This is a genomic window from Chryseobacterium sp. GP-SGM7 (assembly GCF_049166575.1).
Classification (GTDB): Bacteria; Bacteroidota; Bacteroidia; order Flavobacteriales; family Weeksellaceae; genus Chryseobacterium.
Window position 1 is genome coordinate 1 of the sequence record NZ_JBMHFF010000006.1, and the last position, 15,287, is coordinate 15,287.

Below are 15,287 nucleotides of genomic sequence, written 5' to 3' on the forward strand. Positions count from 1 at the left end.
CACAGATAATGAAAAAGTAATTTTGGATCAGTACATCATGAACGGTGGAAAAACGCTTTGGATGATTGATGCGGTAAATGCTGAAATGGATACTTTGACGAAGTCTAAAAAAGTAATGCCTTTCCCAAAGGTCAATTTTACCTGCTGGAAGAGCAAAGCAACCTGATAGTCATCTCTTCTGCCTGCATGTACTACAATGTATTTCATATAGCTCTTTTTTTTAAAAATTTCGCAACTCAATTTCAAAATAAAGTATTAACAAAAACCAAGCAATCATGCACACTAATTTTCCTATTCCAGAATAAAATTCTGTTATTTTTAATGATATATTATATAAATCAGATAGTAAAAACATCATCGGAAATTTAGAAAATTAAACTTTATTATTTATTAAAACTTTTTGATAAAATTCTACTGTCTTATCTGTCATTAAAGAAATAGAAAACTTTTTTGAGTTCTGAAAAGCATTTTCACTGTAGATTTTCCACCGTTCTGTTTTAAAAACATCGTCAATTTTTTTTGCTAGGCATATAGGATCATCTATCATTATACCAGTAAAATTATTTTCATGTAATTCACTTAATCCCCCTTCAACATTAAAACTAAATATAGGCAACCCAACCGACATGGCTTCTAGTACATTATATCCAAAAGATTCTTTTTGTGAAAGCATCAAAAATCCCTGGGCATTTATAAGATATTTAAAAATTTCATTTTGCCATCCTTCAAAGAAAACTTTATCTGAAAGGTTATATTCTAAAATTTTGCTATTTATTTTTTCTATATATTCCTTATCATCAACATCAGGGGCTCCTACAAATGTCAAAGTATAATTTATATCTGAGTTAGTGTTCAGGTAATTCAAGATTTCAATTGCATAATGCGGTTGTTTATCTTGTGCAAGTCTACTCACCATTATTAAATTTACCGAATCACCTTTGATATAATCTTTTATTTTATGAAGATTATTATTTTGAATACCATTGTAAATAACTTCCCACCAACTTTTATTCAGGAAATTATGGCTTTGCAAATGCGATTTTACTTTTTCACTTACTGCAATAACTCCCTTTATAATTGGTTTATAGAATAAATCATATACAGAAATATAATCCATTTGATGAATTGTATAAACTGTAATAGGCTTTCTGTAAAACATATGAACAATACTTCCTAATAATGGTAATATATTCAAATGTACAATATCAGGTTTAAATTGTCTTAACGTCTTAAAGTATTTGTAAAGCATCATCAAACTTCTTCCATTATTTCCTTTAAGTTCTATTACCTCAATTCCATGAGACTTAAAATCATCTATGTCATTACTTTTTAAGTAAAAGAAAACAAGAATTTTAACTTCAATTTTTTTTTTTGAGAGTTCTATGGCTAAATCGTGTACATACTTCTCTATGCCCCCCATATAATATCTTCCTGTACAAAGTAACACTTTCATAACTAACTAATAATTAATTCGTTAATAAATTTGTTCAATTTTTGAACTATTTTCGGTAATGAAAATAAATCTGATACAGAAGCTCTATCATCATATTTAATTTCTGTATTACGAAGAATTGTAGATTTCATTGCTGAATATAATTCTTCGGAATTATGATGACACTGTATTATCGAGTTTATATCTTTAAATAACAAACGGGATGGACTATTGTTCCCTGTTTCAGAAATAATAATTCTGTCAACCTTCAGATAATTAACTATTTTACTGGAAAGAAAAAGATCATTTTCTATGTCAGCATCAATATCAATCAAGGCAGTTGCCGATTCATAATACGGAAACAAATCTTTTGTAAATGGATAAATTTTAACTTTTTCTAGGGTTTCACTTTTATAGTTTTTTAATAAAGAACTATCGATAGTAGAACCAACAAAAATTAAATTAGATTCAGGAAATTCTAATAGTAGTTTTTCGAACCCTTCAAGTAAATAATTTACCTTTCTTACACCGTAAATTCCACCTGTAAAAACAAAATTATTATTCGGATCTTTTTTCTCTGGAAGATATGTAAAATGATCAATTATTGCAGGCGTATAAATTACACCATTCATAATTTTTTTATTTGTCTTTAATAAGTTCAATTGATATTCCAACATAATCTCATTTGAAGAAAACAGAGCATCAGCTTTACTTAAATATTTATGCATTATTTTTTCTACTGCCCTGAAGTATAGCTTATTTTCTTCCCATCCACGCGGGGGTAAAGCATCTATCGCGTACACAGCTAACTTTGAATTAAAATGAGATGACAAATCAATACCTGCTATTAGAGGGGTATACTGGTGGCTGTGCAAAAAGCTAAAAACGAGATCGTAAGATTTGTTCTTATCCTTAAGATTTTTTTTTGCATTTTGTGTCCAAATAAAATCGATAGGATTAGCATGAAACAGTGAAATAAGCCCCTTTACAATTCTCGGATGAATATATTTTTTTTCACAAACAATAACTTCATGAACTTGATCCATATTATTCAGAGGAGCATAATCATATGTTAAGACATCGATCTCATTATATTGAGATAGTTCTCTAATTATTTTCTCGAATACAAATCCTGATGCATTTCTTCCGACACAGGGTGTTATTACAAGTAACTTCATAAATAACAGTCTTTTATTTTTTTATAAACGGTAATTTTTTATAAATCAATTCCATTAGCTGAATTCGTTCATCTTTATTAGTTCCAAAAAAATAAGTTGTAAGAATTACTAAAAGGACTGATAAGAAAGTAACTATAAAAAATCTTTCTAAAGAATCATGCATTAATGACGATATAAAAAAAGATGCCGAAAAAGAAATAACAGAAACCAATACAACAGGCAGCAAAACCTCTTTAATGAAAATTTTAAAAGGAAATTTTGCTAAAATATTTAGGATTACCACACGCGAGATCATCGCAAAAAAAGATATAAATATTGAGACAATAAAGACAGATTGCGGCTGTAAACCAAGATGTAAAAATAAATAAGCTATAGGCAAATTGAGTAAGAGTATACCACTTACTACAATCTGGTAAATTTTCACTTTACCAGTTGCCTGAACATAGGTGTGAAGAGATCCTGAAAGAGAACAAATTAAAACATCAAGTAATGTTAGCCGCGTAAAAATTACGGAGTAATCAGGAACTATCTTAAGCCAAAGTAATAATACATATTTTGTTTCTACCAAAACTGGTAATGATAGTAATAGTAATAAAAAGAAAGAATATTTTGATGATTTTATTACAAGGGAAAGCACATGCTCTGTATCACGAGCCGCATAAGATTTTGTAATTTGCGGGTTTACTGCAACCTGAAAATTTGAAACAAATGCATTGACTGAACCCTGAATTTGAAATGCAATTCCTCTTGCAGCATTTACTGTAGGACCAAAAAATATATTTAGTAAAACACTCACTCCTTGATTAAGCCCTAGTCCAGCAAAGACACCAATAAGATTCCACGAAGCAAAACTAGACATTTTAGAAAATTCTTCCTTATCCATCAAAAAACGATAATTACATTCTTTAAAGTTTTTAATGCAGTATATTGTATAAAAAAGACTAACGATTGTGGTAACAAAAAAGATAAGGAATGCATAAGTAATTAGTTTATCAAATTCTGTCCAGCCTAGAATGAAAACAATAATTAGTTTAAAAATGGCTTCTACAATACTAATGTAAGCATAAATACTCATCCGTTCATGCGCTATTAATATGCTGCTATTTGGAATATTTAGCACAGATACAATAAAACTAAAGACTGAAAACTGATATACCCAATTTGCAGCTATCATTCTGTCTGAAGGAATATTCAATTGTGTATTAAGAAACCAGAGACCAATGGTTTCGGCTAAAATCAATATTAATATAGCAATAATAAAGTGGATTGTAAAGCTGATTCTAAAAACTTTGATGACATTTTGTAAATTGGCTGTACCCATTTCGAAACTGAGAAATCGTAAAGTAGAAGCAGATAATGCACTATTCAAAAATCCCAACATAATGACGATACCCCCTACAACATTATATATTCCAAAATCCACAACACCTAAAGAATTTAATACGATCCGGGAAGTATATAAAGATACTCCCATTGTTAGGATTAAACGGAAATACAGCATCATTGTATTTTTCGCGATAGTTTTATTATTCCGAACTTCTTTCAAAGTATTTTAAATCTTTTTACAATTAAAAAATCAATTATTTTTTACTCAGTTTTTATAAATAAACAATTTTATTATTTCACCAATGAATTTATAAGTAAAATATTTACTCACCGTTTTTTATCTTAAAGTAGATTTATATTTTTCAAGTTGGTTATACACCTTTTTTACATCTTGCGATTTCTCTTTGTGAAGAATCAACAATGCATCTGGTGTATGAACCAAAATAGAATCTTTAAGCCCTACAAAAGCTGTAAAAATCTCTGTTCCGATGACCATATTACCATTTTCGTCGACAGGATGACCTGTAGAACGCAAATAATCATATAAAGATTCGAAAGATCCCAAATCATTCCATCTGAAATGAGCCGGAACAACTTTTATTTTCTTTGATCTTTCCATCACAGCATAATCAATACTGATGGAAGGTATCTGAAGTGATGCATCAATATTCAGACATTGATTTTCTGATGTTTGCCATACTTCATTACATTTATCAAATATTTCAGACTGATAATTTTTCAATTCTTCTAAAAGCACGCCCGCTTTAAAGCAAAACATACCAGAATTCCAAAGGAAAGTTCCTCTTTCTAAAAATTCCTGAGCAGTCTCAGTATTTGGTTTTTCCCTGAATGAAAGTACATCTTTACCTTCGTATTCAATGTAACCATATCCTGTTTCCGGTTTTGAAGGCACTACTCCAAAAGTTACCAAAAAATCTTTTTTTGCTAATTCAACAGCTTCTTTTATTGCTTTTTCATAAGCATCCTGATTCTGAATCAAGTGATCTGAAGGTGTAATAATCAATATATCATCGTGATCAACTGCCAAAGCTGAAAATGCAATTGCGGCAGCTGTATTTCGAGCGGCTGTTTCTGTAATAAAAGTTTTTGGCAGAGCAATATCACTTAGAAGCTGTTTACTCCATTCAATATGATCTGTATTGCCCACCACCATAATCTGATCAACAACCTTCTGATTACGTTCAGCAGTTAATTCAAACAATGCTTTACCAGAAAATAATTTCAGAAACTGTTTAGGATGTTGTTTACGTGAAAGAGGCCAAAGTCTGCTTCCTACACCTCCTGATAAAATTACGTTGTATATTTTCATACGAGATGTTTATTTTTTAAGGCCACGTGGAATTGTCCACTATCAATTATGTTAATTTTAAAGTTTACCAATGATAATTGTTTCATGCGCGATTGTAATCATCTTCAACTCTTACAATATCGTCCTCACCAAAGTAAGTTCCATATTGTACTTCTACGAAAATAACCGGTTCATTAGTTTTATTTTCAATACGATGATGTGCACCTAAAGGAATCTGCGCAACTTCACCTGTTGTGTAATCCTTTATTTCATCATTAATTGTAATGGTACCAACACCGGAAACTATAGTCCAAACTTCAGCTCGGTGATGATGGTATTGAAGAGAAAGTCTTCCTCCCGGATTAACCAGAATTCTTTTTACTTTGTGAGTTTCAGTATCTTCCAAAACCCAATATTCTCCCCAAGGTCTTACATCGTGTTCTAACATTCTTTTTCTATTTATGCCTGACCTGCAAATATACCACGATTTCTACAGGAATTATATTAATAAAATTTAATTATAGTCTTTTGTCTACGTCTTCTTTTGAAAACACTCCTTTTACATCATAAACTACCCCATTTTCTTTAATTAACTGATTCAAGTTAAGAGAAAGAAACTCCTGATGAGCAACTGTAACAATTACAGCATCATATTTCTGATCTTCTTGCAATTCATTTAGCAGTAGTTCAGAATAACAATTTATACCATATTCATGAGAAACTTCTGAAGGATTTGCCCAAGGATCAAAAGTTGTTACATCAGCGCCATACTCTTGTAAATTTGTAATAACGTCTATAGCTTTTGAATTTCTAATATCCGTGCAGTTTTCTTTAAAAGTAATTCCTAAGTTTAAAATTTTTGCTCCTTTTACCTTAATGTCTTTTTTGATCATTAGCTTAACAACCTGCGAGGCGACAAATGCTCCCATAGAATCATTCAATCTTCTTGCTGCCAAAATAAGCTCTGAATAATACCCTATTTCCTGTGCTTTCTGAGCCAGGTAAAATGGATCAACCCCTATACAATGACCACCAACCAAGCCTGGTTTAAACTTCAGAAAGTTCCATTTTGTACCTGCTGCTTCCAGCACGTCATGGGTATCTATATCCATCAACGAAAAAATTTTTGCCAGTTCGTTCATGAAGGCTATATTCAGATCTCTTTGAGAATTTTCAATAACCTTAGATGCTTCAGCAACTTTTATAGTTGGTGCTAAGTGAGTTCCTGCTGTGATAACAGATTTATATAAATTATCTACTGTTTTTCCTATTTCCGGTGTAGAACCAGAAGTAACCTTTAATATTTTTTCTACAGTATGTTCTTTATCTCCAGGATTGATTCTTTCCGGTGAATAGCCTACATAAAAATCTTCATTAAATCTGAGTCCTGAAATTTTTTCTAAGACTGGAACACACTCTTCTTCTGTTACCCCTGGATAAACGGTAGATTCATAAATTACAATATCACCTTTTTTCAGAAATTTTGCGACTGTTTCGCTTGATTTATACAACGGAGTTAAATCTGGTCTGTTGTGTCTGTCTATTGGTGTAGGAACAGTGATGATGTAGATATTAGCATCACAAATATCTTTTACGTCCGAAGTACAAAATAAGCCCTTCTTTGTTTCTTGTGAACCTATTAAAGGATTAGAGTCTACAGTAACCTCACTCAAAACGTCACTTTCCAATTCCTGAGTCGTATCAACAGCGTCTTTTAATTCTGAAATTCTTTTTTTATTAATGTCAAAACCAACTACTGCGTATTTTGTTGCAAATAATCTGGCGAGTGGTAACCCCACATATCCCAAGCCAATTACAGAAATTTTATACGTACTATCCATTATTTTTATTCATCTTGAATTTTCAAAGGTCAAACTCAGAAGCATTCAAAATTATTTACTAAAAAGTTTTTTCCAGAAAGATTGATTTTCTTCCGCTGAATATCCGTAACCATATTTATATCCGTAACCATATCCACTGTTCATCTTATCAACATCATTAAGTACCAAACCTACATTTTTAATTTTTTTATCTCTAATCTGTTTATTAATAAAAGTTATCAATTCCTTTTCTGTATAACCAGAACGCGTCACATAAATCGTCATATCTGCCACATCCGAAATTAAGAAAGAATCCGTCACTAACATGAGAGGTGCCGTATCTAAAATTATATAATCATAATCTTCTTTTAGGCTTTCGATAAGCTCTTGATAACGACCGTTAGACAATAATTCAGTAGGATTCGGTGTAATTGCCCCAGAATAAATTACATCACAAAAGGGATTAAACGATGTAGGATGAATAATTTCGGAGGTCTTCATTTCAGAATCATACATAAATTCCGATAATCCGATTAATCCTCTCCTACTCTCATTATATCTTTGCAGCTGTGGATTTCTAATATCCGAACCTATAATTATTACTTTTTTTCGGGGAGTAGCTAATGTAAGAGCTAAATTAACAGATGTAAATGTTTTTCCTTCTCCCTTCACTGTAGAAGTGACAAATAAAACATGCCCTTTTTTATTCTTCGGCAACATGAAATTGATGTTGGTAATCAAAATTCTGAATGCTTCTGCTAAAGGCGACAAATCGTTAACCTGTACAATTTCAGGATCCCCCTTCTGTAGAGAAGGCAATTCACCTATAACTGCCGCACCTTCAGCTAATTTTTCAAGATCATTTTTGGATTTAATTTTATTATTAAATAGTTCAACCAAATATATAATTGCAAAAGGTATTAACAAACCAACTATCATTGCCCCGAGATAAATCATCATTCTTTTGGGTGACACCGGAGATAGATTTGTTAATGCATCATCTACGATTCTGGCTTTTGGGGCTGCAATTGCTAAGGATATTGCTGCCTCTTCTCTTTTTTGTAGTAACAATAAATATAGTTGTTCTTTTATATTTTGCTGTCTCTCAATGCTTCTAAAAAGTTTTTCCTGTAAAGGAACTTTTGCAATCCTGTCAGACAACCTAGTTTGTTCAGATCGAATTGCATTTCTGCTAATCTCTAAAGCTGTTCTGCTTTTGTTTAAACTTTGCTGAACAACGTTGCGCATGCTGTTTATCTGCCTTGTGATATCCTGCACTACAGGATTCGCTGTCGTAGAATTCTCCAGCAAACGCCCTCTTTCAACAACTAATTGATTGTACAACGAAATATTAGAAGAAGTGTCAGAATCTGAAAGCCCTACATTTAAAGGCAGTACTTGATAAACACCTTGTTTATTGACGTAAGTAATTAAGCTATTAATTAAGTCCAATTGAGATTCGTTTTCGACCTGCTTTTGCCGAACTTCCATTACACCTTCCAATGATAATCCTGCTTCAGCTTGAATGTCTGAGATATTATTCTTAAGTTTAAAATCTTCTTTCTCAGTTTCTACCTTACCCAGTTCTGATCCAATTATATTTATTCTATCATTAATAAATGACGCAGTCTTTTGAGCTTCAGAATTTTTGTCTATAATAGCTTCGCGATTATAATTAACTGCTAAACGATTTAATATATCTTCTGCCTTTTCTGGTAAAGGATAATTTAAGCCTAACCTTAAAACAGTAGCATTTTCCTGTACTAAACTCACATTTAATTGAGATAGCAGTGATATTGCTCTATTCATTCCAGACATAAAATTTAGTCCATATATAGCCTTATCATCTGTAACTTTAAAATTATTATTTCTTTGAAACATAATAACTCCAAAAGGCATCTGTAAAGATTTTCCAAAAACAGTTTTTATAGGTTGAGGAAAGCTTTCAGACTCTAGTATAATTTGATTCTTATATATTTTCGCAAAAATTGGCTTATTAGGATATTGACCTTTTATTTTTTCACTGATAACTCTTACTGTAAATGGTGCAGATTCTTTATAAAGCTCTGTATCTTTTAGTTGACCTTTTGAGTATATGTTTGTTTCCAAACCTAATTCCCTAACCACTGAAAGCATTAGTTTTTTAGATTTGAAAATTTCTATTTCATTATCTACAGAGTTAGTACCCATGCCACCAATACCTCCGATCTCAGAAATCACAGACATTTCGGGTTGAGAGGAGGTTGACTTTTTAACTTCTTTAATTAGGACTGTTGACTCTGTTTTGTAAACGGGTACACTATATCGTAAAAAAAACCAAGCACAAAGGAGAGCTATAATTGCTGCTATAATAAACCAGTACCATCTATAAAGATATGGTTTTAGAATTTCTCGTATATTTAAAGACTCTTTCGAAGTGTCATCTTGTTGATTATAATCCATTATTTTGTGATTATTCTAAAGATATTAATTTTTTGTCAGTGCTAAAACTCCAATAACCAATGATGCAATTACTGAAGCGACAGAAATGTACAATCCTGTATTAGGATCAACTCTAGCTGATTTTTCTCTCACGCTATTTGGCTGTACATAAATTATATCGTTTTGTTTTACGTAATAAAAGGGAGAATTGATAAATTGTGCACTCGTGATATCTATTCTCTCTTGTGTAAATTTGCCATCAACATTTCTTACTATTAAAATATTATGTCGAAGACCAAAAGTAGTTAAATCACCTGCTAAACCTAGAGTCTGTAATAAGGTAGCATTTCCGTCCGGAATCACGTATGTTCCCGGTCTTGCAACTTCACCCAAAACAGATACTTTAAAATTAATTAGTTTGACATCAACAATAGGGTTCTTAACATAATCAGAGATAAGAACAACTAATTTATTCTTCAAAGTTTCAATATTTTCACCTTTAGTATCAATGTTACCAATTTGAGGAAAATCAATAGATCCATTTGTATCTATAATATAAGTAGGACCCGACGCTGGTACCGGTTGAAATTGAGAATTTCCTGCAGGCGCTGTGTATTGTGCTACCGTCATAGTAGAAGAGTAATTCTGATTAAAAGGTTTTACTACATCCATATCTTTTGCAGTAACTGTAATAACCAACTGATCTCCTGGCTGCAAAGTGCTACGACTGTTTTTGATTGAATTATCGAGAGAAATATTCTCAATATCCTTCATATAATTAATTTCCTGTCGGGGTGCGCAAGAGAATATCATTATTCCTAATGCTCCACCCATCATATATTTCTTAAAATTCATTTTCGATAATTTTTTCACAAAAATAGGATTATTATTTTCTAAACAAAATTTGTTTTTAATTATATTAAAAATCTACTGTTACAATCTGTTAATATAAACTGGATTTACAGCTCTATCACATCCAGGGAATCATTTTTTTTATCTAAGACCTCAAATTCTGAATTATTGCTTATAAACTCAGGAACAATAGCTTTTAGAAGGGTTACTACCTGTATTTTATCTCTTTTAACAGCCGATTTGATTATTTGTTTACACAATATTTCAATTTCATTAAACCCTATATTCGGATCTTTAGAAATCATGATTTTTTCATGATGGGTAGGAATTGTTGTCGCATTGTTACTCAACAATTCTTCATACAACTTCTCTCCCGGTCTTAAACCTATAAATTTAATCTTTATATCAACATCCGGTGTATATCCCGACAGTTTAATCATTCTTCTGGCCAAATCTAAAATCTTTACTGGTTCTCCCATATCAAATACATAGATTTCTCCACCAGCACCCATTGTTCCTGCTTGAAGTACCAATTCACACGCTTCAGGAATAGTCATAAAATATCGGATGATATCAGGATGGGTAATTGTTACAGGACCTCCTTTTTCAATTTGTTTTCTGAAATGTGGGATAACAGAGCCATTAGAACCTAAAACATTACCAAAACGCGTTGTGATAAACTTTGTCGTATTGCCATCAGAATGCTGCAAAGACTGTACGAAGAGCTCAGCAGTTCTTTTGGATGCTCCCATTACATTGGTCGGATTAACCGCTTTATCTGTTGAAACCATCACAAAACGGTTTACCTTATACTTTTTAGAAAGTATGGCGACATTTTTCGTCCCCAAAACGTTAACAAAAATTGCTTCATGCGGATTTTCTTCAATTAAAGGAACGTGCTTGTAAGCTGCAGCATGATAAACCATTGAAAACTGATATACTTCAAAAAGTTTTTCCAGCCTGTAGCTATTTGAAATATCTGCTAAAATAAACTTGAATTTTTGATCTGGGAATTTTTCTAATAATTCTAATTCCAATTCGTATAATGGAGATTCTGCCTGATCTAAGACAACAATTAAAGAAGGATTAAACTGCGCAACCTGTCGTACAATTTCACTCCCTATAGAACCTGCTCCGCCAGTCACTAAAACATTTTTTTCAACATGCCTTTTTGTGACCTCTTCATTTTCAATTTTGATAGGTTTCCGGTTTAAAAGATCTTCAATCTGAAGCTGACGAATTCCGCCTACCAAATCAGAATCACGCATTTTGCTTACCGTAGGTGCTTTAAGAACTTTCAGGCCATTATCTAACGCACAGGTCATCCATTCTTCCAATTCCTGCTTTGTCATTATTTCTTTAATGATTAAAACAGCATCAAATTGTGCTACTAAAGCTTTATCACTAAAAAACTTATCTATATTATAGATCTTATGCCCCAATAAAAGCGCTTTATGCGAGTCTGATCTCTTTGTAAGAAAGCCTTCTAAACGGTAAGGATAATTGGGATTGTGCAAAATAGCCCTTGCTAAAGAAACAGAGGCATCGCCGACACCTACTACTGCTATTCTTATTTTGGATGACGAACCTTTGTAATCTACCAGAATATTAAAAAACTGTTTGGTAAACATTCTGAAAAAAAACATGGCAGAAACCGAAATAAAGAAATAAAGAAATAAATTGGGATACAAAAATAAAGATTTACGCATCAAAATTTCTGTTCCGAAATTGATTATAAGTAAGGCAAATAAAGTGGTTCCAGAAGAAAGAATAATTTTAAAAAAATCAAAGAATGTAGAATGCCTGATTATTCCCGCATATGTTTTAAAAACAAACATAAACAGAATATTTACAGCAATAACTAAAATTCTCAATTGCAAAAGATACTGTGGAAAGTTTACTTTCACATGAAGCTTCTCGAGAAAAAAATCTGAAAGAAGAATCGATAGCAGTATAATCGAGATATCTAAAAGAATAACGATCCATCTCGGTATATACCTTAGCTCCGTGAGTTTCACGATATTATCTCCGTTATAAAGGGCAGTAAAAGCGTCATTAAGCTTTTTCATTCAACATTTTGGGTGTTTTACTTTTATTTTGCAAATGTAATCATAATATATCTATAAAAAAATTTCATTTTGATTATATTTTGTTATTGGTCATAAGATATAATCTGCCTCTTGCCATAAAGATATAAAATTTAAATATTTCATAAATATTCAGACTATAATATTACAAATAATTAATAAATACAGAGATCAATTAAGAATAATATTAAACAACATTAATTTTATTTAACAATTGTATTTAAAAAAATCCCGAAGCTGTTCACTTCGGGAAAATTTTATTATTGACTTTTATTTTTTAATTATTCTCAGTCAATCTTTTTTTGTTAGCATAGGCAAATGTCAAAGCAGTTGCGAAAAGTAACAAAACAGGGATATACTGATCGATAGGAGATGAGTTTACCGGATCTCCTGGTCCTGCAGGATTATCTCCGACGTCCATCGTTGTCAATTCAGGCTCATCATATACGTAAATATTATCTGATTGTGCAAGAGCCACCCCTGAAACAATCAATGAAAACATTAATATTATCTTTTTCATTATTTTCTTATTTAATTATTTTTTGAGAATATTCCTGGCCTTCAGAAACTGCTTTTAGAATATACATTCCTTTTGTCTGAATTTTCACATTAACTGATTTTGAATTTGATTTAATTTCCTGAATTTTTCTACCTGCAGCATCAAAAATTTCAACAGCTTGGATATTTTTATGATTTCTTACCACAAAATCTTCACCGTCTCTATACACTTCAAAATTTCTTTTTTCAGTTTCAGTTGTTGACAAAAAGTTTAATTTGTATACAATTTCAAATCTGTTTGTAAAGTCTCCTGCATTTGCAGAGAAATTATACGCACCTGTCTGAAGATTTGTGTAAGTTCCTAATTGCTTATCGTGTAAGTAGATCTCCTGGCCATTTGTAAACAAACCTTCTTTGTGAGATAAAGAGATTGCAAAGTTTCCGTTTTCAAAATGCTTATTTCCTAATGGGACAATATCATTTACATGGAAAGGTGCTCTACCCTGAATTACTAATTTTTCAGTTCCTACTACACTATAGAATGCATCAGAACCCATACCCATTGCTTTTGAATCATATACATCATAAGAATCTGAAGCACCCTGATTGTAAGTAATTGCCTGAGTAACCGTATTGCCATAAGACGTTGTCAACTTAATCCAGAACTTACCTTCTGTTGCATTTACGTTTTTATTTAAGGTAACCGCTGTATTTGAAGAACGAATCGCATTGGTAAATGTAGCAGATCCTGCAGCAGTAGCTTTTACAATAAATCCCTGACCAATTTTAGCAAATGCTCCAATGGTATTAAGAGCTGCGCTATTATATCCTGGCCCGGAAGTATTCGGAGCTTCAGTCCACGTTCCAGATGGCCCGTTGAATGTAGCATATCCTACATTTACTGCCGTATTACCGTTTTGTGTTGTTACGTTCCCGGTTGTATTGTCCCAGAACCACATTGTCGGTGATATTAAAGAATTGTTTGCATTATAAAAAGATGTCAGATTGATATTTGAAGGATACGGATTACCAATAAGATTATATCCGAAACTTGCCGTACTCAGAGCAACATCTACATTTCCATTGTTAGGAACTTTAGCAGAACCTCCAAAAGAAACACTTGCATTCACTGCAGGTACCTTTACTGAATATCCTTTTCCTGCATTAACCGTAAAGTTTGCATCAGTGTTTGATACAGCAGGATAAAGGTTTGTAGCCGTATCGTAAGTCATTACATAAGCCGGAGCAGTTGCAGAAGAACCGTTTGCATAAGCAGTAAACATATTCTGATTAGCTACCGGTGAAGACCAGAAAACATATTTATCTGCAACACTTGCACTGTTTCTCAATACATTGAAACTAGAAGATGTAAGAGTAGAACCATCTCTTTGGATAAGATTACCACCATCTTCCACTACTACTTCTGCACCTGTAATTGCATATGTATCTGTAATTTCTAAAGCTGCACCACTTTTGACAGTGATATTCTTAGCAATAAAACCAGGTGTTGTAGAAGTAGTTGTATAATTACCATTGATAATTGCGTTCACATTAGAATTGGGAACTCCTTCAGACCAATTACTTCCATCCCAAGTTGTCAAATTGGTTTCTCCATAAATTACCAAATTATCAATATCAACAGTTGCGTTACCAGCTGAAAAAGCAAATTTAAAATCTGTAATGGATTGCGATGCAGTTGTTGCAGCTATATTTTCTAATGCTTTCACATTTCCAACCCATAAATCTGCTCTGTCATTTGCTAAGGAGACAACTGTATTATTTGGCGACATGTAGGTTTTTGAAGCACCTGAATTATTAACCACCCAAAATATCTTTTGCTCACCGCTAAAAACAGCCGAATTTTCTGAGCCACCAATATCTCTTAATACAAAATTGCCATTTGTAGTTGTAAAATTCAATCCAATTCTAGAGTGCGTTGATGCATTAGACTCAGTACTATTTGAAGTACCAAAACCGCTGCCAAGCTGCCAAGTAGCACCATTTGTAATACTTGCAGTATTACCTGAAATTGCCAAATCAAATTGATAAATTACAAATGTGGGTGTAGGAGAAAAGTCAGTAGTTCTTGCATAACTTCCTGCATTTCCTGTTCTTGCAAATCTTAGTTTTCCGTTTGTGATTGAGACATTCATCCCAGAGCCGGAGCTTCCAATTGAATTAAATTGTCCAGCATTAGGATTACTTGATGACACGTAAGAACTAACTGTATTAGAAGAGTTGAAATCTTGCTGAAAAATCTGTCCCCAACTTGCAGTGGAAAATAAGGACGTCGACAGTAAGAGTACCGTTCTTGAAAATTTTTGTAGTTTTAAATTCATATAAATTATTTTTTTCGTCTGACAA

At 32.3% G+C, this 15,287-nt stretch carries 11 protein-coding genes and 1 pseudogene; 1 reads left to right on the top strand and 11 read right to left on the bottom strand.

Going from position 1 to position 15,287, the window contains the following annotated elements; translation table 11 throughout:
• A pseudogene (locus tag ACOOWA_RS17500) lies at positions 1–127 on the top strand (Gldg family protein); the annotation flags it as partial.
• A 246-nt stretch (positions 128–373) separates the two neighbouring features.
• On the opposite strand, the gene ACOOWA_RS17505 reads toward ACOOWA_RS17500, so the two are convergent.
• The 11 genes from ACOOWA_RS17505 to ACOOWA_RS17555 form a co-directional block, all read right to left on the bottom strand.
• Positions 374–1,453: a glycosyltransferase family 4 protein gene (locus ACOOWA_RS17505; protein WP_421377160.1), complete on the bottom strand. Its 1,080-nt coding sequence runs from the start codon at positions 1,451–1,453 to the stop codon at positions 374–376.
• Between the two features lie 2 nt (positions 1,454–1,455).
• Positions 1,456–2,610, bottom strand: a complete 1,155-nt coding sequence (locus ACOOWA_RS17510; protein WP_421377162.1) for a hypothetical protein — start codon at positions 2,608–2,610, stop codon at positions 1,456–1,458.
• Between the two features lie 13 nt (positions 2,611–2,623).
• Positions 2,624–4,084 carry a lipopolysaccharide biosynthesis protein gene (locus ACOOWA_RS17515; RefSeq protein WP_421377164.1) on the bottom strand — a complete coding sequence of 487 codons (1,461 nt, stop codon included), beginning with the start codon at positions 4,082–4,084 and terminating at the stop codon, positions 2,624–2,626.
• 189 nt (positions 4,085–4,273) lie between these two features.
• Positions 4,274–5,266 carry a mannose-1-phosphate guanylyltransferase gene (locus ACOOWA_RS17520; protein ID WP_421377166.1) on the bottom strand — a complete coding sequence of 331 codons (993 nt, stop codon included), beginning with the start codon at positions 5,264–5,266 and terminating at the stop codon, positions 4,274–4,276.
• 82 nt (positions 5,267–5,348) lie between these two features.
• Complete coding sequence (locus tag ACOOWA_RS17525; RefSeq protein ID WP_421377168.1) at positions 5,349–5,693, bottom strand: phosphomannose isomerase type II C-terminal cupin domain; 345 nt, start codon at positions 5,691–5,693, stop codon at positions 5,349–5,351.
• Between the two features lie 70 nt (positions 5,694–5,763).
• Complete coding sequence (locus tag ACOOWA_RS17530; RefSeq protein ID WP_421377170.1) at positions 5,764–7,086, bottom strand: nucleotide sugar dehydrogenase; 1,323 nt, start codon at positions 7,084–7,086, stop codon at positions 5,764–5,766.
• Between the two features lie 51 nt (positions 7,087–7,137).
• Positions 7,138–9,507 (bottom strand): GumC family protein, encoded by a 2,370-nt coding sequence (locus tag ACOOWA_RS17535; RefSeq protein ID WP_421377172.1) that lies wholly within the window; start codon positions 9,505–9,507, stop codon positions 7,138–7,140.
• 24 nt (positions 9,508–9,531) lie between these two features.
• Positions 9,532–10,341 carry a polysaccharide biosynthesis/export family protein gene (locus ACOOWA_RS17540; protein WP_421377174.1) on the bottom strand — a complete coding sequence of 270 codons (810 nt, stop codon included), beginning with the start codon at positions 10,339–10,341 and terminating at the stop codon, positions 9,532–9,534.
• 104 nt (positions 10,342–10,445) lie between these two features.
• The gene (locus tag ACOOWA_RS17545) at positions 10,446–12,407 is read right to left on the bottom strand and encodes a polysaccharide biosynthesis protein (protein WP_421377176.1); all 1,962 of its coding nucleotides are present in this window, start codon (positions 12,405–12,407) and stop codon (positions 10,446–10,448) included.
• A gap of 295 nt (positions 12,408–12,702) precedes the next feature.
• Positions 12,703–12,945, bottom strand: a complete 243-nt coding sequence (locus ACOOWA_RS17550; RefSeq protein WP_421377178.1) for a hypothetical protein — start codon at positions 12,943–12,945, stop codon at positions 12,703–12,705.
• Between the two features lie 7 nt (positions 12,946–12,952).
• On the bottom strand, positions 12,953–15,262 hold the full coding sequence (locus ACOOWA_RS17555; RefSeq protein WP_421377182.1) for a T9SS type A sorting domain-containing protein: 2,310 nt from the start codon (positions 15,260–15,262) through the stop codon (positions 12,953–12,955).
• Positions 15,263–15,287 lie beyond the last annotated feature (25 nt).

Coding starts and splice junctions, on each gene's coding strand:
- ACOOWA_RS17505 (WP_421377160.1), bottom strand. CDS start 1,453: ATGAAAGTGTTACTTTGTACAGGAAGATATTATATGGGGGGCATAGAG.
- ACOOWA_RS17510 (WP_421377162.1), bottom strand. CDS start 2,610: ATGAAGTTACTTGTAATAACACCCTGTGTCGGAAGAAATGCATCAGGA.
- ACOOWA_RS17515 (WP_421377164.1), bottom strand. CDS start 4,084: ATGGGAGTATCTTTATATACTTCCCGGATCGTATTAAATTCTTTAGGT.
- ACOOWA_RS17520 (WP_421377166.1), bottom strand. CDS start 5,266: ATGAAAATATACAACGTAATTTTATCAGGAGGTGTAGGAAGCAGACTT.
- ACOOWA_RS17525 (WP_421377168.1), bottom strand. CDS start 5,693: ATGTTAGAACACGATGTAAGACCTTGGGGAGAATATTGGGTTTTGGAA.
- ACOOWA_RS17530 (WP_421377170.1), bottom strand. CDS start 7,086: ATGGATAGTACGTATAAAATTTCTGTAATTGGCTTGGGATATGTGGGG.
- ACOOWA_RS17535 (WP_421377172.1), bottom strand. CDS start 9,507: ATGGATTATAATCAACAAGATGACACTTCGAAAGAGTCTTTAAATATA.
- ACOOWA_RS17540 (WP_421377174.1), bottom strand. CDS start 10,341: ATGAATTTTAAGAAATATATGATGGGTGGAGCATTAGGAATAATGATA.
- ACOOWA_RS17545 (WP_421377176.1), bottom strand. CDS start 12,407: ATGAAAAAGCTTAATGACGCTTTTACTGCCCTTTATAACGGAGATAAT.
- ACOOWA_RS17550 (WP_421377178.1), bottom strand. CDS start 12,945: ATGAAAAAGATAATATTAATGTTTTCATTGATTGTTTCAGGGGTGGCT.
- ACOOWA_RS17555 (WP_421377182.1), bottom strand. CDS start 15,262: ATGAATTTAAAACTACAAAAATTTTCAAGAACGGTACTCTTACTGTCG.